At 62.8% G+C, this 18,780-nt stretch carries 17 protein-coding genes; 8 read left to right on the forward strand and 9 right to left on the reverse strand.

Going from position 1 to position 18,780, the window contains the following annotated elements:
- Positions 1-75 precede the first annotated feature (75 nt).
- Both X742_RS159150 and X742_RS159145 read left to right on the forward strand, forming a co-directional pair.
- Positions 76-1,242, forward strand: coding sequence for an acetyl-CoA acetyltransferase (locus X742_RS159150; protein WP_023771539.1), 1,167 nt, complete (start codon positions 76-78; stop codon positions 1,240-1,242).
- Between the two features lie 27 nt (positions 1,243-1,269).
- Positions 1,270-2,274: an asparaginase gene (locus X742_RS159145; RefSeq protein WP_023771540.1), complete on the forward strand. Its 1,005-nt coding sequence runs from the start codon at positions 1,270-1,272 to the stop codon at positions 2,272-2,274.
- A gap of 9 nt (positions 2,275-2,283) precedes the next feature.
- On the opposite strand, the gene X742_RS159140 is transcribed toward X742_RS159145, so the two are convergent.
- On the reverse strand, positions 2,284-3,660 hold the full coding sequence (locus X742_RS159140) for a TIGR03808 family TAT-translocated repetitive protein (RefSeq protein ID WP_023771541.1): 1,377 nt from the start codon (positions 3,658-3,660) through the stop codon (positions 2,284-2,286).
- A gap of 117 nt (positions 3,661-3,777) precedes the next feature.
- Here X742_RS159140 and greA point away from each other — a divergent pair, with 117 nt between their 5' ends.
- Entirely contained in the window at positions 3,778-4,251 is a 474-nt protein-coding gene (gene greA / locus X742_RS159135; RefSeq protein WP_023771542.1) for a transcription elongation factor GreA, read from the forward strand.
- Here greA and X742_RS159130 read toward each other — a convergent pair.
- The 3 genes from X742_RS159130 to X742_RS159115 all read right to left on the reverse strand — a co-directional run bounded on the left by X742_RS159130 (position 4,248) and on the right by X742_RS159115 (position 8,453).
- The gene (locus X742_RS159130) at positions 4,248-4,619 is read right to left on the reverse strand and encodes a type II toxin-antitoxin system death-on-curing family toxin (protein ID WP_245275530.1); all 372 of its coding nucleotides are present in this window, start codon (positions 4,617-4,619) and stop codon (positions 4,248-4,250) included. The two genes, greA and X742_RS159130, sit on opposite strands and share 4 nt — an antisense overlap.
- A 274-nt stretch (positions 4,620-4,893) precedes the next feature.
- Entirely contained in the window at positions 4,894-7,014 is a 2,121-nt protein-coding gene (scpA, locus tag X742_RS159120) for a methylmalonyl-CoA mutase (RefSeq protein WP_023771545.1), read from the reverse strand.
- Complete coding sequence (locus X742_RS159115; protein ID WP_023771546.1) at positions 7,011-8,453, reverse strand: methylmalonyl-CoA mutase subunit beta; 1,443 nt, start codon at positions 8,451-8,453, stop codon at positions 7,011-7,013. The genes scpA and X742_RS159115 overlap by 4 nt, the downstream gene beginning before the upstream one ends.
- A gap of 343 nt (positions 8,454-8,796) precedes the next feature.
- Between X742_RS159115 and X742_RS159110 the strand changes: the two genes are divergently transcribed.
- Complete coding sequence (locus X742_RS159110; RefSeq protein WP_023771547.1) at positions 8,797-10,344, forward strand: helicase HerA-like C-terminal domain-containing protein; 1,548 nt, start codon at positions 8,797-8,799, stop codon at positions 10,342-10,344.
- A 35-nt stretch (positions 10,345-10,379) separates the two neighbouring features.
- Here X742_RS159110 and X742_RS159105 read toward each other — a convergent pair whose 3' ends face one another.
- Together X742_RS159105 and X742_RS159100 are read right to left on the reverse strand one after the other, a co-directional pair.
- Positions 10,380-11,204, reverse strand: a complete 825-nt coding sequence (locus X742_RS159105; protein ID WP_023771548.1) for a L,D-transpeptidase — start codon at positions 11,202-11,204, stop codon at positions 10,380-10,382.
- A gap of 171 nt (positions 11,205-11,375) precedes the next feature.
- Positions 11,376-12,038, reverse strand: a complete 663-nt coding sequence (locus tag X742_RS159100) for a haloacid dehalogenase type II (protein ID WP_023771549.1) — start codon at positions 12,036-12,038, stop codon at positions 11,376-11,378.
- A 155-nt stretch (positions 12,039-12,193) separates the two neighbouring features.
- Between X742_RS159100 and X742_RS159095 the strand changes: the two genes are divergently transcribed.
- The 4 genes from X742_RS159095 (at position 12,194) to X742_RS159080 (ending at position 15,400) form a co-directional block, all read left to right on the forward strand.
- Positions 12,194-13,072 (forward strand): branched-chain amino acid aminotransferase, encoded by an 879-nt coding sequence (locus X742_RS159095; protein ID WP_023771550.1) that lies wholly within the window; start codon positions 12,194-12,196, stop codon positions 13,070-13,072.
- A 172-nt stretch (positions 13,073-13,244) separates the two neighbouring features.
- A complete protein-coding gene (locus X742_RS159090; RefSeq protein WP_023771551.1) occupies positions 13,245-13,847 on the forward strand; it encodes a superoxide dismutase in 603 nt (200 codons plus the stop codon).
- A gap of 155 nt (positions 13,848-14,002) precedes the next feature.
- The gene (locus X742_RS159085; RefSeq protein WP_023771552.1) at positions 14,003-14,440 is read left to right on the forward strand and encodes a cytochrome c; all 438 of its coding nucleotides are present in this window, start codon (positions 14,003-14,005) and stop codon (positions 14,438-14,440) included.
- A gap of 9 nt (positions 14,441-14,449) precedes the next feature.
- Positions 14,450-15,400, forward strand: coding sequence for a cytochrome c (locus tag X742_RS159080; RefSeq protein ID WP_023771553.1), 951 nt, complete (start codon positions 14,450-14,452; stop codon positions 15,398-15,400).
- On the opposite strand, the gene X742_RS159075 is transcribed toward X742_RS159080, so the two are convergent.
- The 3 genes from X742_RS159075 to X742_RS159065 form a co-directional block, all read right to left on the reverse strand.
- A complete protein-coding gene (locus X742_RS159075) occupies positions 15,397-15,798 on the reverse strand; it encodes an SET domain-containing protein-lysine N-methyltransferase (protein WP_023771554.1) in 402 nt (133 codons plus the stop codon). The two genes, X742_RS159080 and X742_RS159075, sit on opposite strands and share 4 nt — an antisense overlap.
- A gap of 138 nt (positions 15,799-15,936) precedes the next feature.
- Positions 15,937-16,563 (reverse strand): LysE family translocator, encoded by a 627-nt coding sequence (locus tag X742_RS159070; RefSeq protein ID WP_023771555.1) that lies wholly within the window; start codon positions 16,561-16,563, stop codon positions 15,937-15,939.
- Between the two features lie 19 nt (positions 16,564-16,582).
- Positions 16,583-18,682: a S9 family peptidase gene (locus X742_RS159065; protein WP_023771556.1), complete on the reverse strand. Its 2,100-nt coding sequence runs from the start codon at positions 18,680-18,682 to the stop codon at positions 16,583-16,585.
- Between the last annotated feature and the right edge of the window lie 98 nt (positions 18,683-18,780).

Consider the following 18,780-nt stretch of genomic DNA (forward strand, 5'->3'; position numbering starts at 1 on the left):
AGAATGTTTATATTTGAACAATAAAGGCGAAGTGCGTCACGAGCCGTGGGCGGTGGCGCCAAGATGGAGACCGCCATGACCGCATGCATCGTTGGCTGGGCGCATTCGCGCTTTGGCAAGCTTGAGGGCGAGACGCTCGAAAACCTGATCGTCAAGGTCGCGACGGACGCGCTCGACCATGCCGGCATCGGCCCGGACGAGGTCGACGAGATCGTGCTTGGCCATTTCAATGCCGGCTTTTCGGCGCAGGATTTCACGGCAAGTCTGGTTCTCCAGGCGGACGACCGGTTGCGCTTCAAGCCGGCGACACGCGTCGAGAATGCTTGCGCCACCGGTTCGGCCGCCGTCAGGCAAGGTGTCCGCGCCATTGATGCGAACGCCGCCCGAATCGTGCTGGTGGTTGGCGCCGAGCAGATGACGACGACGCCCGGGCCCGAAATCGGCAAGAATTTGCTTAAGGCTTCCTATCTGCCCGAGGACGGCGAGACGCCAGCCGGCTTCGCCGGCGTCTTCGGCAAGATCGCGCAGGCCTATTTCCAGCGCTATGGCGACCAGTCGGATGCGCTAGCCATGATCGCTGCCAAGAACCACAAGAATGGCGTCGACAATCCCTATGCGCAGATGCGCAAGGATTTCGGCTATGACTTCTGCCGGCAGGAAAGCGAGAAAAACCCGTTCGTCGCCGGTCCTCTCAAACGCACCGACTGCTCGCTAGTCTCCGACGGCGCCGCTGCCCTTGTCCTTGCCGACACGGCAACGGCGCTGAAGATGCGCCGCGCGGTCGCCTTCCGCGCTAACGAGCATGTGCAGGATTTCCTGCCGATGTCGAAGCGCGACATCCTGACCTTCGAGGGCTGCGAGCAGGCCTGGACCCGCGCTTTGAAGAATGCCGGCGTAACGCTCGACGATCTCTCCTTCGTCGAGACGCATGACTGCTTCACCATCGCCGAGTTGATCGAGTATGAAGCGATGGGACTGGCCAAGCCCGGTGAGGGCGCAAAACTGGCGCTGGATGGCACGACGGCAAAAAACGGCCGCCTGCCGGTCAATCCCTCCGGCGGGCTGAAGGCCAAGGGCCATCCAATCGGCGCCACCGGCGTCTCCATGCATGTTTTGACCGCCATGCAGCTTGTCGGCGAAGCCGGCGGCATCCAGGTGCCGGGCGCGAAACTCGGCGGCATCTTCAATATGGGCGGTGCGGCGGTCGCCAACTACGTTTCCATTCTCGACCGGATCAGGTAAACCGCCCCGGCATTCGTGGGAGGTAGCATGGCAAATCCGGTTCTGATCGAAGTTTTGCGCGGCGCCATTGTCGAGAGCGCCCATCGCGGCGCCGTTGCCGTCTTCGATGCCGACGGCAAGCCGGTGCTGGAGATCGGCGATACGTCCAAGCCGGTCTTTCCGCGTTCCGCCGTAAAGGCGATCCAGGCCCTGCCGCTTGTCGAAACGGGTGCCGCGGATGCCTATGACTTCGGCAATCGCGAACTGGCGCTGGCCTGCGCCTCCCACTCCGGCGAACCGGCGCATGCCGAACTGGCGCGGTCCATGCTGGCCAGGGCCGGGCTGAACGGGTCTGCGCTCGAATGCGGGGTCCACTGGCCCTCGAACCATGACGCCGAGATTGCGCTCGCGCGTGCCGGTGGTTTACCGAATGCGTTGCACAACAACTGTTCCGGCAAGCACTCCGGTTTCCTCTGTACCTGCGTCCATTCGGGCATCGCGCATCGCGGCTATGTCAGACCGGATCACGCCATGCAGGAAATGGTGCGCGACGCCATGGAGGCAGTCACCGGCGCTGTGCACGGCCCCGAGGAACGCGCGACCGACGGTTGCTCGATCCCGACCTATGCGGTGCCGCTCAGGAGTTTCGCGCTCGGCTTTGCCCGCATGGCCGCGGCCCACGGCTTTGGCCCGGAGCGGGCGAAGGCCGCGAAGCGGCTGCTTTCGGCCTGCATGGCGGAGCCGTTCTTCGTCGCCGGCACCGGCCGCGCCGATCTGTTGCTGATGCAAGCCGCTCCCGGACGAATTTTCGCCAAAGGCGGGGCCGAGGGCGTCCACTGTGCCGCAATTCCCGAACTCGGCCTCGGCATCGCCGTGAAATGCGATGACGGTGCCGCGCGCGCCGGCGATGCAATCGCCGCCGCCGTGCTTGCCAGGTTGTTGCATGCGGACGAGGGCCTGTCCGCGAGACTGCTCCAATTGGCGAATCCGCCCATCGAAAGCCGGATTGGCGCCAAGGTCGGGGCGCTGACGCCGACGCCGGCCTTGAACTGAAAGCAACAATCAGCTGACGCGGTTGCGCTCGACGGTCAGGTGCGCATAGCCGCTGCTGCCGGTCTGGGTGAGGTCTGATGTCACCGGCTCGGCCCAGCGCTGGCCGACAACCGCTCCGTTCGACGCGCCGTCGATGACGTTGTCGGAGATGACGGCCGTGCCGGCACCTTCGACTACGCTGACGACGATGCCGGTGCCTGCCTTGCGAATGATGTTGCCGGTGGCCACGACGTTGCGCAGATACGGCCCCCAGCCGATCGACATGCCGTAGAGCGGCGCGTTCTCGATGACGTTGTTGGAAGCGACGGTGTCGGCCTCGACGGCGATCCCAACGCCGAAACCGGGTGGATCCGCGGTATAGGGGCCTGATGTCGACAGATTGCGCACCATGTTGCCGGAGCAGACACCCATGCGGCCGCCTTCGTTGAAGTTGACGATCGAGATGCCGTTGGCGGCACCGTCGACGATGTTGTTGGAGATGACGGCACCCTCGAACGAGAACTCGGAATAGACCGCGGTCTCGCCCGAGCGCGAGCAGGTATTGCCCGATATCTGCAAATTGCTGGAACTGTTGGCCCGGATCGCCGAGAAGGCACAGTCCGAAACCACATTGCCCGAGATGACGACATTGCCGGCGCGGAAGGCATTGATGCCGTTGCCGTTCTGGCCTGTACCGCCGCTGCGCGCGCCAATGCGTTCGACGCGGTTGCCGGTGACCATGGTGTCGTCTTCCGCCGCTTGCCAACGGTGCACCAGAATGCCGCCATTGGCGCAATCGGAGACGGTATTGCCGGTGATTGCCAGCCCTGCGGCCTCCACCGAATAGATGCCGGCGTCCGCCGCCCCGGATATGTCCGAACGCTCGATCCGGCCCGCGGCATGTTCCAGCGCCAGCCCGTTCTTGCCGCTGCCCGTGATCTGGCAGTTGTCCACCACGAGGTGCGCCACCCGGCGCAGATCGAGCAGCCCCTGCGCATAGTTGCCCATAGAGCGGTTCGCGCCGTCGAAAACCAGTCCGCTGAGTTCGATATGGTCGGCCTGTTCGGCCATAAACAAATGGCCGTCGCCACCATAGACGATCCGCGTCGCGCCCGGCACGCCGGAAAGACGCACGCGCTCAGGCAGCGAGAGATTGGACACCACATAGGTGCCGGGCGGCAGGAAGACCGGCATGTCACGGCCATTCGCGTCGCGCAGCAGCTTGGCGAAAGCCTTGCTCTGGTCGTCAAACGTGCCGGGCTGGACGCCAAGTTCGGTGGCGTTGATCGAGCCGCGCATCGAGGCTTTCTCGATACCGGTCAGGCTGGCGGCCGCCGCCTTGCCGAGCGCGAGGCCCATGACCGCAAAGCCGGCGGTCTGCTTCAGCAGCGTTCGTCTGTTCAACATCGGCACAGAATCCCAGTGTTCAGCCCCGGCGCCGCAGGAATCATGCCAGACGTTCAACACGCCTCTTCTCGGCGGCAATGACTTGTCGGGCAGCCACTCGGCGCCTAAGTTCAGGGGATGAGCCGAGCTTTCACCCGCGAAGAAGACAGCGAAAACGCCATCGCCGGTGTTGGCGAGCGGCCGATCAGCACGCACCGCAACCTAGTGACGGAGCGCGGCATGGCGCAGATCGAGGACAATCTGGCCGATCTGCGCGATATCATGGCGAAAGCGGAGCGGAAAGCCGACCGCGAGCGCATTGCGGTCGTGTCGCGCGACCTGCGCTACTGGACCGCGCGGCGCGAGAGTGCCGAGCTTTCCGTGCCGGAGCCCGGCAGTGATGTCGTCCGCTTCGGCATGGGTGTCACGCTGCAAAGTGACGACGGCAAGAAGGTGCACTGGAAGATCGTCGGCGAGGACGAAGCCGACCCGGCCAAGGGCAGCATTTCGCATGTCTCGCCAATGGCGGTTGCGCTATTCGGCAAGAAGGTTGGCGACGTGGCCAGCGTCAACGGCAAGGAGTGGGAGATCGTCAAGCTCTCGGAGAGCTAGTCTTCAAGCTTGACGACATGGTCGCGGAAAAGCGCGGCCTCACCCGCTTCGTCGATCTCGCCGGCAGCGACGGCCATGACGAATTCGTAGAGCGTGCCGTTGTCGGCCACCAGGACATGGCCGTTCACGATCAAAAATGCGCCGGCGGCGACGATCGATGTCCGTTTGTTGCCGTCGACAAAGGCATGGTTCCTGGCAATGCCGAAGACGTAGGCGGCTGCAAGGTCCTCGACCGAAGGCTCCCCGTAGTTTGCCTTGTTTTCGGCACGGGGAAGCGCCGGTTCAAGAGCATTTTCATCTCTCAGACCTTGTGCTCCGCCGTGCCTGCGCAATTGCTCTGCANCGGGGAAGCGCCGGTTCAAGAGCATTTTCATCTCTCAGACCTTGTGCTCCGCCGTGCCTGCGCAATTGCTCTGCATGCATCGCTTCGACTGTGCGCCGGGTCAGGAACTCCCAACTCATTCGGCGAGCTTCTGAAGCGCGACCTTGTACTTGTCCATGACCTTGCGAGCAGCTTCCATCTGCCGTTCGAAACTGTCATCCACCGGCTCAAGGGCAGTGCCCTTATCCGTTTCGACGATCTGGAGTTGATCACCGGTCTTCAGTGCGCTGGATGTTGCAACAGATATTATAATAGTTTCGTCAAAACGATAGCAGCCGATCCAGCAGCCGCTCAGCCGCTTCCGGAATGACCGTGCCCGGCGGGAAGATTTCCGCTGCGCCTGCTTGCAGCACCGCATCGTAATCCTGCGGCGGGATGACGCCGCCGGCCACGATCAACATGTCGCCGCGGCCGAGCTTCTTCAGCGTGTCGCGCAATTCGGGGATCAGCGTCAGGTGACCCGCTGCCAGCGATGAGGCGCCGATGATGTGGACGTCGTTCTGGACAGCCAGTTTCGCGATCTCTTCCGGCGTCTGGAACATGGCGCCGACGGTAACGTCGAAGCCGAGATCGGCGAAGGCCGTGGCGATCACCTTCTGCCCGCGGTCGTGGCCGTCCTGTCCCATCTTGGCCACCAGGATGCGCGGCTTGCCGCCGTTTTTCTTTTCGAACGCATCAAGCTTGTCCTGCAGGCGGTCGACCACCGGATTGTCGCCAAGCGCTTTGCCGTAGACACCGGAAATGGTCTGCACCGTGGCCACATGGCGGCCATAGGCTCTTTCCAGGGCGAACGAGATTTCGCCGACAGTGGCATTGGCGCGCGCGGCGCGGATTGCGAACTCCAGGAGGTTGTCCTCGCTGTGTGCGGCACGAGTCAGTGCATCGAGCGCGCTTTCCACTGCGGCGACCTCACGCGTGCCTTTCAGCCGTTGCAGCTTCGAGAGTTGCCGGGCCCTGGCCTCGGCATTGTCGATCTTCAGCACGTCGACCGCGATATCGGTCCCGGGGCGATGCGCATTGACGCCGACCAGCATCTGCTCGCCTGAATCGATGCGCGCCTGCGTGCGGGCCGCGGCTTCCTCGATGCGCAGCTTGGGTATGCCCTTTTCGATGGCCGCCGCCATGCCGCCGAGAGCCTCCACCTCCTCGATATGGGCGAGCGCACGCGCCGCCAGATCGTGTGTCAGCCGCTCGAGATAGGCCGAACCGCCCCAAGGATCGATGATGCGTGTGGTGCCGGATTCCTTCTGCAAGATGAGTTGCGTGTTGCGGGCGATGCGCGCCGAATGGTCGGTCGGCAGCGCCATTGCTTCATCGAAGGAGTTGGTGTGCAGCGACTGGGTATGCCCTTGGGTCGCGGCCATCGCCTCGATCATGGTGCGGATGATGTTGTTGTAGGGATCCTGCGCCGTCAGCGACCAGCCGGAGGTCTGGCAATGGGTGCGCAGGGACAGCGACCGCTCGTCCTTTGGCGCGAAGTTCTTTTTCATCAGCGTTGCCCACAACAGGCGTGCGGCCCTGAGCTTGGCCACTTCCATGAAGAAGTTCATGCCGATCGCCCAGAAGAACGACAGGCGCGGCGCGAAACGGTCGATGTCGAGCCCCGCCGCGACGCCGGCGCGGGCATATTCGATGCCGTCGGCGATCGTATAGGCGAGCTCCAGGTCGGCGGTCGCGCCGGCCTCCTGCATGTGATAGCCGGAGATCGAAATTGAATTGAACTTCGGCATGTTCTTCGAGGTGTAGGAGAAGATGTCCGAGACGATCCGCATCGAGGGCTTCGGCGGATAGATGTAGGTGTTGCGGACCATGAATTCCTTCAGAATATCGTTCTGAATGGTCCCGGCCAAATCCTTCTGCGCGACGCCTTGCTCTTCCGCCGCCACGATGTAGAGCGCCATGATCGGCAGCACCGCGCCGTTCATCGTCATCGACACGGTCATCTCGCCGAGCGGAATGCCGTCGAACAATTGCCGCATGTCGAGGATGGAATCGATGGCCACGCCGGCCATGCCGACATCGCCGGCGACGCGCGGATGGTCTGAGTCATAGCCGCGGTGCGTGGCGAGATCGAAGGCAACCGACAAGCCCTTCTGGCCGGCGGCAAGGTTGCGCCGGTAGAAGGCGTTGGATTCTTCGGCGGTCGAAAAGCCGGCATATTGCCGGATGGTCCAGGGCTGCTGGACATACATGGTCGGGTAGGGGCCGCGCACGAAGGGCGGCAGGCCCGGATAGGTGTCGAGATGCGACAATCCCTTGAGGTCGCCCTGACTGTACAGCTGCTTGACAACAAGGCCTTCCGGCGTTGTTCGCTGTCCCTTGACCTCGACAGGCGCGCGGCGCGGCGGCACCCAGCCGATCTGCCTGAAATCCGGAATCAAGAAGCAGCCCCGATGGATTGATCGATGCGGACCGGAGACAACGCTTCGCACAGGACGACGCCCTCGGTGAAGGCAGGCCGCTTCTCTGCGTCCAGCGTCTCGACCGGCCGCTCGCTTTTCAACGGATAAAGCGTGCAGCCGACAATGGCCCGCTCGCCTGACTTGAAGGCTATGGCGCGATGGGCGGCGGCGTTGCGGACGCGCTGCTGGATATGTCCGTCCCGAAGGCTGGACAGCACGCCACCTTCAGCCTCGATGGCCTGTAATTCGGCCCACGCGGCTTCGCAAAGGTCTGAGGTGAGCGCTTCGACGGCGCCGGAGCCATGGGCGGGATCGGCAACATGATCGACATGGCTTTCATTGGCCATGATCAACTGCGCGTTGCGCGCGACGCGGCGGGCAAACGCCGCCGGCAGGCCGTGCGCCATCGTATGCGGCAGGATTGAGATTGAATCGGCGCCTCCCGCCGCCGCGGCGAAGCAGCCGATCGTCGTGCGCAGGATGTTGGTTTCGGGATCCAATGCCGTCATCATGCGAAAAGATGTCTCGGCATGGATGTTGGCCGTGGAATTAGGGATCGAGCAGGCCTCCTGCACGCGTGCCCACAGCCTGCGCAGGGCTCGCACCTTGGCCATCGACAGGAACTGGTCCTGGTCGACGCTGAGCGCGAAACCGATATGAGGCGCGGCATAGACGAGCGGTTGCCGTGCCTTCTCGAACATTCTCAGATACGAGACCGCCGAGGCCAGCATAATGCCGAGTTCCTGCGATTCCGTGGCGCCGGCATTGTGGAAGACGCGACCGTCCGCCTCCAGAAGCACACCCGGAACGCCCATCGCGAAGAAATGCGCCAGCGATTGCGGCATGGATTCCTGCAGCGCCTCGATCGACATGCGCAGCCGGCCGGTGCCGGCGAGGATAGCAGCCGGATCGATGCCGAAGGACAGGTTGAGCTTTGCCGGATCCGAACGGCGCTTGCTCAGGAACGCCACCAGCCAGTCGGCCATGGGGCGGCTCCAGGGGTGGGTGTCGATACGGATCTGGACCCGGTTGAGTGGCACGCCCTCCAGCACCGTCTCGAGCGCCTGCGCCGTCCTCGGCAGGCCGTAGCCGAACGCGTTCGGGGCACCCTCGAAGACGAGCGACAATCCCGTCGCGCCCTGAGCGATATCTTCCAGGACCTGGCTCTTGGCGCGTTCGACATCGGGGTCGTCGACGCGCTGGCTGACGATCCACGGCAATTGAGGATTGGCGCGCACGATCGGTTCCGTTCCGGTCGCGCGTTCATAGAGCGGCTCGACGCGGATACTGTCGTCGGTATGCGAGACCAGCTTTTCCTCGAAGGTTGCGCCGGCCAATGCTTTTTCCGCCAGGGTCAGCCATCGCTGACGCTCCGCATTCGTTGGCTCAACATCCCTGGTCAAGGCTCCGGCGCCCATTCATCGTCCTCGTTCTATATGGCCGCACCAGCCCGGGCAGCTCAATCTACGGTTCCCGGCAAGTTATCGCAATGCACGCCCAGGGCTTGAATTCGACCCACCTGATATTCGATCCACCTGATATAGGTCGCTTGCCTGGACGGACCATGAACGATTGCCAAACACCATCGAAATCCGCAAGTTCCAAAATCCGATTTTGGCGACTGGTCCGATTTGGACGATAGCCCTGATTGGCTGATTGGCCCCGCCTTGGACAATTGTCATTGTCGCTGTGCGGCGGCCTCACTATACCTTCGGGCAAAGGCTGGCTTTGGACCACATCAGTTTTGCGGAGACCCGACCTATGGCTGACGACATTAGTATTTTCATCGGCGCCAGCCGCAAACCCGACGACAGCTATCAGCGCGCCGAAAACCTGCTGCTGCAATACGGAAATCGCCACGGCCTGGTGACCGGCGCCACCGGTACCGGCAAGACCGTCACCTTGCAGATCCTGGCGGAGGGATTTTCCAACGCCGGCGTGCCGGTCTTCTGCGCCGACATCAAGGGCGACCTTTCCGGCATCGCCATGATGGGCACCGCCCAGGATTTCCTGGTCAAGCGGGCAGAACAGGTCAAGCTCGACCCGTACGACTTCCAGGAATTTCCCGTCATCTTCTGGGACCTGTTCGGCGAGCAGGGCCACCCCATCCGCGCGACCATTTCGGAAATGGGACCGCTGCTTCTGTCGCGGCTGATGAACCTGACCGACGCGCAAGAAGGCATCATGAACATTGCCTTCCGCATTGCCGATGAAGAGGGCCTTCTTCTCCTCGACCTCAAGGACCTGCAGGCGCTGCTCGCCAACATCGCGGAGCGAGCCGAAGAAATCAGCGCCCGTTATGGCAACGTCACCAAGCCGTCGGTGGGGGCGATTCAGCGCACGCTTCTGGTCCTTGAGCAGCAGGGCGCGGCGAACTTTTTCGGCGAGCCGGCTTTGCGCATTGCCGACATCATGCGCACCACCCGGGACGGGCGCGGCGCCATCAGCGTGCTGGCCGCCGACAAGCTGATGATGAATCCGCGCCTCTACGCGACGTTCTTGCTCTGGCTGATGTCGGAGCTGTTCGAGGAACTGCCCGAGGTTGGCGACCCCGACAAGCCGAAGCTGGTGTTCTTCTTCGACGAGGCGCACCTCTTGTTCGACGAGGCGCCGAAGGTGCTGATCGACCGGGTCGAGCAGGTGGTCCGCCTGATCCGCTCGAAAGGCGTCGGCGTCTATTTCGTGACGCAGAACCCCTTGGATATCCCCGAAAAGGTCCTGGCCCAGCTCGGCAACCGCGTGCAGCACGCGTTACGCGCCTACACGCCCCGCGAGCAGCAGGCGGTGAGGACGGCGGCCGAAACTTTCCGGCCCAATCCCGATTTCGACTGCGGCACCGCCATCACCCAACTCGCCACCGGCGAAGCGCTGGTGTCGACCCTGGAGGCCAAGGGCATTCCGTCCATGGTCCAGCGCACGCTGATCCGCCCGCCGTCATCGCGGCTTGGACCCATCACCCCGGCCGAGCGGCAGAAGCTGATCGGGGAAAGCCCGGTCACCGGCCAGTATGACCAGGTTATCGACCGCGAATCGGCTTTCGAAATGCTGCAGAAGAAGGCCAAGCAGGCGCAGGACGCCGAGGCGCAGGCGCAGCAGACCGGCACCGGCGGCTCGCGCTGGACCATTCCAGGCTTCGGCAATGACGATCCGGCGCCGCGGTCCGGTGGCCGGCGCGCGCCGGCGCCGCGCCCCTCCAATCGCCAGACAGTGGCCGAGGCGGCGATCAAGTCGGTGGTTCGCTCGGTCGGCTCGTCGGTCGGACGTGCCATTGTGCGCGGAATATTGGGCAGCCTGTCGCGGGGGCGGTAGATCGGGGCAGCGGCAACGCCGCTGTCCCCTGAAACTCAGAAGATCGCGTTCGTGACCGCTTTGACTGGGCCGAGCAGCACCGATCCATCCGGCACGCCGGCATCGATCGGGATCGCCTTGTGGTTGGCCGTCGCCACCATCGGCTGGCGAGCGTCGCTGGTCACGATGACCGGCGTTTTCGAGGGCACGCGGTCATAAAGGTCGATAATGTCCTGGTTCATCAGGCGCACGCAGCCCGACGACACCGATTTGCCGATCGAGCGCCATTCCGGCGAGCCGTGCAGGCGATAGAGCGTGTCCACATTGCCCTGGAAGAGATAGAGCGCACGTGCGCCGAGCGGGTTCTTCAAGCCGCCAGGCATGCCGCCATTGTCGGCGCTGTACTGCTTCAATTCCGGCTGGCGGGCGATCATCTCATCCGGCGGCGTCCATTTCGGCCATTTCTGCTTCCACTGGACGACGGCGTCGCCCGACCATTCGAAGCCGGCGCGACCAAGGCCGACCCCATAGCGAATGGCCTGGCCGCCCGGGCGAACCAGATAGAGGAAGTGGCCTGTCGTATCGACGACGATGGTCCCCGGCTTCTGCCCGGTCGGGTCGGGGACGATCTGGCGCAGGAACTGCGGATCGATCCTGTCGACGGGGATGGCCGGCAGATCGAAGCCGCCATCGTTGACCGCCGCGTACATCGACGCATAGTCGGCGAGCGGAGGCTCGACATAGGTTGGTGGCGGCGGCTCGGCTGGCCCCGGTCCGGTAGTGGCGCATGCGGAAACCGCGATCGAGGCGGCGCCCAGGGCTGCGGCGTTGAGGAAGCCGCGACGGCTCAGGCGATAGGATTCGATTTCGGTTATGGACATGGCTGCCTTCTTTAAGACTCAAATAGCAACAAAGCGTCAACACGCCGACGTTCGCTGCGGGTGCCTGACAACACCTGAGGCGATAGGCGGTTCCGATTCTGGCCCGAACGTGGACAAACAAAGGCGAAGCTGTGACTGCGCCGCCACTGTGGCGCTGGGGCCACAGGCCAGCTAGGCGCCCGATACGAGGGCCTCCAGCGATGGCAGGATCAGGGCCGGTGGCAAGTCCTGGTATTCCTCCGGCTGGTTGGAGCGGTTGATCCAGACCGTGCGGAAGCCGAATTTGGTGGCGCCCGCAATGTCCCAGCGGTTGGAGGACTGGAAGGAGACCGCGCCGGGGTAGAGGCGCCATCCGGTGGCGACCACGTCGTAGACAACAGGATCGGTCTTGAAGCGACGCACCGCATCGACCGAATAGATGTCGTCCAGGACCTGGTCGAGTGCCGCCGACTTGACCGCTGCCTCCAGCATTTCGGGCGAACCGTTGGAGAGGATCGCCAGCCTGGCGCCCGAAGCCTTGAGCGCTTTCAGGACGGCGGGCACTTCGGGATAACAGTCCAGTCGCCAATAGGCTTCCAGCAGTTTCGCCTTGAGGCTCGGATCGGCCGAAGGAACCTTGCGCAAGGCGAAGTCCAGCGCCTGTTCGGTCAGCTGCCAGAAATCGACATAGGCGCCCATCAGCGTGCGAACCCAGGAATACTCGAGCTGTTTGGCGCGCCAGATTTCGGACAGGAGTTGGCCGTCCGGGCCGATCGCGTCCGCATGGCGGCGCACGGCGGCGTGCACGTCGAACAGCGTGCCATAGGCATCGAACACGTAGGCGGCGTATTGCATGGCAACAGTTTTGAGGCGAGGCGGGACAAGGTGCAAGCCTTGATTGCAGCGCACCCGTCGCTGGCCTCAACAAAACTCCCCAATGCTGGTTGACGGCGGCGGTCAAAGCATCATCCAATGTTGTCACACAAGATTGACCGGAACGGGAAAACGCGATGACACTGGCGGCGGCGGCGCAATCCGCGACATGGACTTTCGTCGATGGCGATTGGAACGAAGGCAATGTCGCCATTCTCGGGCCGCGCAGCCATGCCATGTGGCTCGGCACCAGCGTGTTCGACGGGGCGCGCTGGTTCGAAGGCGTGGCGCCCGATCTCGAACTTCATGCCGCACGCGTCAATGCCTCGGCGATCGCGCTTGGGCTGGCGCCGAACATGACGCCCGAGCAGATCGTCGGGCTGACCTGGGACGGGTTGAAGAGATTCGATGGCAAGACGGCGGTCTACATCAGGCCGATGTACTGGGCCGAGCATGGCGGCTACATGGGCGTGCCGGCCGATCCCGCCTCGACCCGTTTCTGCCTTTGCCTTTATGAATCGCCGATGATCTCGCCGACCGGCTTTTCGGTGACCGTGTCGCCATTCCGGCGCCCGACCATCGAAACCATGCCGACCAACGCCAAGGCCGGCTGCCTCTATCCCAACAACGGTCGCGCCATCCTAGAGGCCAAGGCGCGCGGCTTCGACAACGCGCTTGTGCTCGACATGCTGGGCAATGTCGCGGAGACGGGAAGCTCGAACATCTTCCTGGTCAAGGACGGCCATGTGCTGACGCCGGCGCCGAACGGAACCTTCCTGTCCGGCATTACCCGCGCGCGCACGATGACGCTGCTCGGCGACTATGGGTTCACGACGACTGAAAAGACGCTGTCGGTGCGGGATTTCCTCGAAGCGGACGAAATCTTCTCGACCGGCAACCACTCCAAGGTGGTGCCGGTCACCCGCATGGAGAGCCGCGATCTGCAACCCGGCCCGGTGGCCAAGAAAGCACGTGAACTCTATTGGGAGTGGGCGCATTCGACCTCGGCTGGCTGAGATAGCCGGCCTTTTTGTCGCCGCGCGGCTGGTCGCAGGAAAAGCGTGTGACAGTTCCGGGGAACCCGCTTAGAAAGGGAACCGGCGCTTCACTTCCGGAGTTGCTCCAGCTCAATCCCGACCTATCTTACTCCGGTATCCACACCGGATTTTCCACGAGGGAGTACTACCCATGGCTTTCGAATTGCCCGCTCTGCCCTACGACTACGAGGCCCTGCAGCCCTATATGTCCAAAGAGACGCTGGAGTATCACCACGACAAGCATCACAAGGCCTATGTCGACAACGGCAACAAGCTCGCCGCCGAAGCCGGCCTTGGGGATCTTTCGGTCGAAGAGGTGGTGAAGCAATCGTTCGGCAAGAATGCCGGTCTCTTCAACAACGCCGCCCAGCACTACAATCACATCCATTTCTGGAAATGGATGAAGAAGGGCGGCGGCGGCAACAAGCTCCCTGGCGCGCTGCAGAAGGCTTTCGAGAGCGATCTCGGCGGCTACGACAAGTTCAAGGCTGATTTCATTGCCGCCGGCACCACGCAGTTCGGTTCGGGCTGGGCCTGGGTTTCGGTCAAGGACGGAAAGCTGGCGATCTCGAAGACACCGAACGGCGAGAACCCGCTGGTTCATGGCGCATCGCCGATCCTCGGCGTCGACGTCTGGGAGCACTCCTACTACATCGATTATCGCAACGCCCGGCCGAAATACCTCGAGGCCTTCGTAGATAGCCTTATCAACTGGGATCACGTGCTCGAACTCTACGAAAAGGCGAATGCCTGATCAGTCTTCCGAAAGGCCCGGCACCCCCGGGCCTTTTCTTTTCGTTTCGAACCCCACGGCAAGGGTCGTGCAATTTCATGCGGGAGAATGGGAATATTCCACCTCCGCATCCGTTAACGTCGTGTCCTGAAATGCCTCACCACGGAGCCAAATGAATGAGAAAGCTTGTCATCGCCATCTCCATGCTCGCACTCGCCGCATCGGCGGCCTTTGCCGATCCGATCCTCGACCGGCAGGCTCTGATGAAGGAACGCGGAAAGATCGTCGGCGGCCTGTCGAAAGTGGTCAAGGGCGAGGAGCCCTTTGACGCCGCCGCGGTGCTGACCCAGTTGCAGGCACTGCAGGCAAATGCCGAGAAGTTCGATGTAGAGGCCTTGTTCCCGAAGGGCACCGACAGCGGCGACACCACGGCGTCGCCAAAAATCTGGGAAGACATGGCTGGCTTCAAGGCGGCCGAGGATAAGTATCTCGCCGATGTCAAGGCTGCGGTCGCGGCGGCTCCGGCCGACGTCGATGCACTGAAGACGCAGATCGGCACCATCGGCTCGGACTGTGGTACCTGCCACCAGGGCTACAGGGTCAAAAAGGGCTGATCGCCAGCCATGGCATGGCTGAAGAAACTCGTCGGCGCGGCCCTCGTCCTGGGCGTCGCCGGCGCGTCGGCGGGGTGGCTGCTGTCGGCACCGGTCACGCTTGATGCGGCGACCCTGGCGCAACTCGGCCCAGGCGATGTTGCCCGGGGCAAGCGTATCTTCTATGCCGGCGGCTGCACCTCCTGCCATGCCAAGCCCGGGTCGCAGGGCGACGCACGCCTTCAGCTCGTAGGCGGGCTTGAACTCAAGACGCCATTCGGCACCTTTGTTCCGCCCAATATTTCGCAAGATCCCAAGGACGGCATCGGCGCATGGTCGGTCGGGAATCTCGCTAACGCCCTGCTGAAAGGTGTGTCGCCTTCGGGCGAGCATTTCTATCCGGCATTCCCCTATGCCTCCTATGCTCGCATGAAACCGTCAGATGTCGCCGACCTCTATGCTTTCTTGAAGACGCTTCCCGCCGTCGCCGGCAAGGCGCCAGGCAATTCGCTGGCGTTCCCGTTCAGCATCCGGCGCGGCATTGGTCTGTGGAAGCGGCTGTATCTCAGTGACAAGCCTGTCGTGCCCCTGCCTGATGGCCCGTCAGACCCTGTGATGTCAGGCCGCTACCTGGTCGAAGGGCCGGGTCATTGCGGCGAATGCCATACGCCGCGCGACTTGGCTGGCGGCACCAGGAAAAGCGAATGGCTGGCCGGTGCGGTGGCCGCCGAGGGCTCGGGCGTCGTGCCGAACATCACTTCGGGCGAGGGAGGTATCGGCAGCTGGTCCGCGTCCGACATCGCAAATTACCTCGAAACCGGATTCACGCCGGATTTCGATTCCGTCGGCGGCGCCATGGTGGACGTTCAGCGCAACATGGCCGAGCTGACGGCGGAGGACCGTGCGGCGATTGCTGCCTATCTCAAGGCGGTGCCGCCGCATCCCAACGGCTATCCGGCGCGCAAGAAAAGTACGAACTAATCCTCGGACTGCAGGTGGCGATCGCCGAGGAAATCGAAGCCCGTTTCGAAGAAAAGGTTGTAGTTGCAGGTCATCTCCTCGCCAGGCGCGATGTCGCGCAAGGCGTAGGTCTCCTCGGGCGACGAGACATCGCAATTCGGCTCATCGTCATGGTTCATGTAGCGGGCGTCGTCGGCTTCGAAGACGATATAGGCCGGATCGCGACGGTCGGGGTAGGAATAGCGGTCGAGATAGTTCTTCACCGGCCCGGTTTCGCCCTCATAGGTCTCGACGTCGATGATCCGATCGAACCGGGGGTCGAGCTTCCACACCAGCGTGCCCTTGGCAATATGGTTCTTGGCAAACACACCGATGCCCTGGATCGGCGATTTGTCGAGATAGACGTCGACGAGCAGCATAGTGGACCCTTGTGCAAGTGCGGGCGTCGTGCCCGGGAAAATCGTGCTTTGGGTAGCGCGCGACCGTCGCAATTGCGAGCGGAAATGAGCCGCGCGGAATTCAAAAATGATGATCATGCCGACGTGGGTCGCCTGACCTCAGCGCTGTTGCAAGGCGAGGCGGACACCCAGGGCGCAGTAGATGCCGCCGACAACCTTGCCTTGCCATTTCAGCACTGTCGGATTTCGGCGCAGGAAACCGCCGAGCCGCCCTGCGCTCACGGCAAACACGACCGTGCTGAAAAGCCCCAGCATGACGAAGATGATCCCAAATACGGCCAATTGAACCATCACTGATCCGTTTTCGGGCCGCACGAACTGAGGCAGGAACGCCAGGAAGAAAAGCGCGGTCTTGGGGTTGAGCACCTCGGTCAGGACAGCCTGTCGAAACGCCTTGCCGGCGGAGGTTGCAAGCGCGCCGGCGGTCGGATCGGTTGGCACTTTCTCGATGATGGCCCGAATGCCGAGGTAAACGAGGTAGGCCGCGCCGATATACTCTACGATGCTGAACAGCGTCGCCGATGTGGCGATGATCGCCGAGATCCCGACCATCGCCATGACGGTATGAAACACATCGCCGGCCGCGATCCCACCGCCGGTGGCTATCCCGACCCTCGTCCCCGAACTCGTTGCGCGGGCGATCGTCAACAGCGTGGCCGGGCCCGGAATGAAGACAAAGCCGAACACAACCGCCATGTAGGCTATCGCTGTGGACAGATCGATCATCGCGGCGTTCCTCCGTGAGCTATGCCTTGTCCGTAACCTTCAGCGTGAAGGCATAAGTATAGGCGATCTCCTCCAGGCGTGAAAACCGGCCGGAGGCACCGGCATGGCCGGAATCCATGTTGATCTTGAACAGTACCGGATTGTCGCCGATCTTGCGGTCGCGCAGCCGCACAACCCATTTGGCCGGCTCCCAATAGGTGACGCGCGGATCGGTGAGACCGGCGAGCGCCAGGATCGGGGGATAGTCGAGCGCGGCGACATTGTCGTATGGCGAATAGGCGGCGATCGTAAGGTAATCGTCGGCCGACGCGATTGGATTGCCCCATTCCGGCCATTCCGGCGGGGTCAGCGGCAGGGTTGCGTCGAGCATGGTGGTGAGTACATCGACGAAGGGAACCTCGGCTACGATGCCGCCGAAGCAATCCGGCGCCATGTTGGCGATGGCGCCCATCAGCATACCGCCGGCCGAGCCGCCTTGCGCGACGATCCGGTCATGCACGGTATAGCGCTCGGCAACGAGGTGACGAGCGCAGGCGATGAAATCGGTGAAGGTGTTCATCTTGCGCGCCCGCTTGCCGTCGTCGTACCAGCCATATCCCTTGTCCTTGCCGCCGCGCACGTGGGCAATGGCAAAGACGAACCCGCGGTCCACCAGCGAGAACCAGTTGGTGTTGAAGGCCGCCGGCACGGTGATACCGTAGGAGCCGTAACCGTAGAGCAGGCATGGCGCGGAGCCATCCAGCGGCGTGTCGCGGTGATGCAGAAGCGAGATCGGCACCAGTTCGCCGTCGGCCGCTGGCGCCATCAGCCGCCTCGTGACGTAGAGATGCGGGTCGTGGCCGGACGGCACTTCCTGGGTCTTGAGCAGCACACGCTCACGAGTGCGCATGTTGTAGTCGAACATCTGCGACGGTGTCGTCATCGACGAGTAGGAAAAACGCATCATCTCGGTGTCGTATTCCAGCGACCCTGAAAGGCCGAGCGAGAAGGCTTCCTCATCGAAGGAAATCAGATGCTCTTCGCCGCTGGCCCGATCCCGCACGACGATGCGTGGCAGGCCTTCCTTGCGCTCGAGCCGGACCATGTGGTCCTTGAAGCCGATCACCGACAGGATCAGCCGGCCCGGTTCATGCGGCACCAGTTCCTGCCAGTTGGCGCGGACCGGGTCGCTCGCCGGCGCCGTCATGATCTTGAAGTCCTTGGCACCGTCCGCGTTCGTCAGCACGAAGAAAATGTCGCCGCCTTCCTCAAGTTCATATTGAAGGCCGGTCTCGCGCGCCGAAACCAGCTTCGGCTCGGCAAATGGATCGCTGGCGCTCAACAGGCGGTATTCCGAAGTCTCGTGATCGTTGATGCCGATCATGATCCATTGATTGTTGCGGGTCCCGTCGACGTTCATGAAGAAGCCGGGGTCGGTTTCCTCATAGATCAGCCGGTCGTTTTCAGGGGTCTGCCCCAGTGCGTGGAACAGCACCTTCGACGGCCGGTGGTTGGGGTCGAGACGCGTGTAGAAGAACCCGTCATTGCCCGCGTCCCAGACCCCCGAACCGCCGGTGGCCTTTATCTGGTCCGCCAGTTCCTTGCCGTCGGCAAGGTCGCGCACACGCAGCGTGTAGAATTCCGAACCCTTGTCGTCGAAGGCCCACAGGAGCTTGCTATGATCGGCCGAATGATCGACGCCGCCAAGCCGGAAATAGGCCTTGCCCTCGGCCTCGGCGTCGCCGTCAAGCAGGATCTGCTCGGGTCCGCCGCCGCGCGGCGTTCGGAAATAGCGCGGCTGCTCGCCGCCGAGCTTGAAGGAAGAGCCGTAGGCATAAGGCCCGTCCTTCATGGGAACGGAAGAATCATCTTCCTTGATGCGGCCCTTCATTTCCTTGAAAAGCTGCTTTTGCAGATCTGACGTGTCGGCCATCAGCGTCGACTGATAGGTATTCTCGGCTTCGAGTTCGGCGCGGATCCGAGGATCGAGCAAGGAAGGATCCCTGAACATTTCTTGCCAGTTATCTGCTCGCAGCCAAGCATATTCATCGGTTCGCGTGATGCCGTGATGCGTGTCCGAGACGGGCCTTTTCTCGGGGGCAGGGGCGCTGGCGATTGGAAATCGGGAAGTCCTGGTCATTGCGTCTCGCTCTGGAAATATCTTGAATGACGAATGAACACGCCGATCAGGGCAGGTTCAAGAGCCGTGGCGTAGAGGTGGTGTCGGCCCATGTGACG

Origin of the sequence: Mesorhizobium sp. LNHC229A00 (genome assembly GCF_000502415.1) — a bacterium.
In the GTDB taxonomy this organism is placed as follows: Bacteria; Pseudomonadota; Alphaproteobacteria; order Rhizobiales; family Rhizobiaceae; genus Mesorhizobium.

Coding starts and splice junctions, on each gene's coding strand:
- X742_RS159150 (WP_023771539.1), top strand. CDS start 76: ATGACCGCATGCATCGTTGGCTGGGCGCATTCGCGCTTTGGCAAGCTT.
- X742_RS159145 (WP_023771540.1), top strand. CDS start 1,270: ATGGCAAATCCGGTTCTGATCGAAGTTTTGCGCGGCGCCATTGTCGAG.
- X742_RS159140 (WP_023771541.1), bottom strand. CDS start 3,660: ATGTTGAACAGACGAACGCTGCTGAAGCAGACCGCCGGCTTTGCGGTC.
- greA (WP_023771542.1), top strand. CDS start 3,778: ATGAGCCGAGCTTTCACCCGCGAAGAAGACAGCGAAAACGCCATCGCC.
- X742_RS159115 (WP_023771546.1), bottom strand. CDS start 8,453: ATGGGCGCCGGAGCCTTGACCAGGGATGTTGAGCCAACGAATGCGGAG.
- X742_RS159110 (WP_023771547.1), top strand. CDS start 8,797: ATGGCTGACGACATTAGTATTTTCATCGGCGCCAGCCGCAAACCCGAC.
- X742_RS159105 (WP_023771548.1), bottom strand. CDS start 11,204: ATGTCCATAACCGAAATCGAATCCTATCGCCTGAGCCGTCGCGGCTTC.
- X742_RS159100 (WP_023771549.1), bottom strand. CDS start 12,038: ATGCAATACGCCGCCTACGTGTTCGATGCCTATGGCACGCTGTTCGAC.
- X742_RS159095 (WP_023771550.1), top strand. CDS start 12,194: ATGACACTGGCGGCGGCGGCGCAATCCGCGACATGGACTTTCGTCGAT.
- X742_RS159090 (WP_023771551.1), top strand. CDS start 13,245: ATGGCTTTCGAATTGCCCGCTCTGCCCTACGACTACGAGGCCCTGCAG.
- X742_RS159085 (WP_023771552.1), top strand. CDS start 14,003: ATGAGAAAGCTTGTCATCGCCATCTCCATGCTCGCACTCGCCGCATCG.
- X742_RS159080 (WP_023771553.1), top strand. CDS start 14,450: ATGGCATGGCTGAAGAAACTCGTCGGCGCGGCCCTCGTCCTGGGCGTC.
- X742_RS159075 (WP_023771554.1), bottom strand. CDS start 15,798: ATGCTGCTCGTCGACGTCTATCTCGACAAATCGCCGATCCAGGGCATC.
- X742_RS159070 (WP_023771555.1), bottom strand. CDS start 16,563: ATGATCGATCTGTCCACAGCGATAGCCTACATGGCGGTTGTGTTCGGC.
- X742_RS159065 (WP_023771556.1), bottom strand. CDS start 18,682: ATGACCAGGACTTCCCGATTTCCAATCGCCAGCGCCCCTGCCCCCGAG.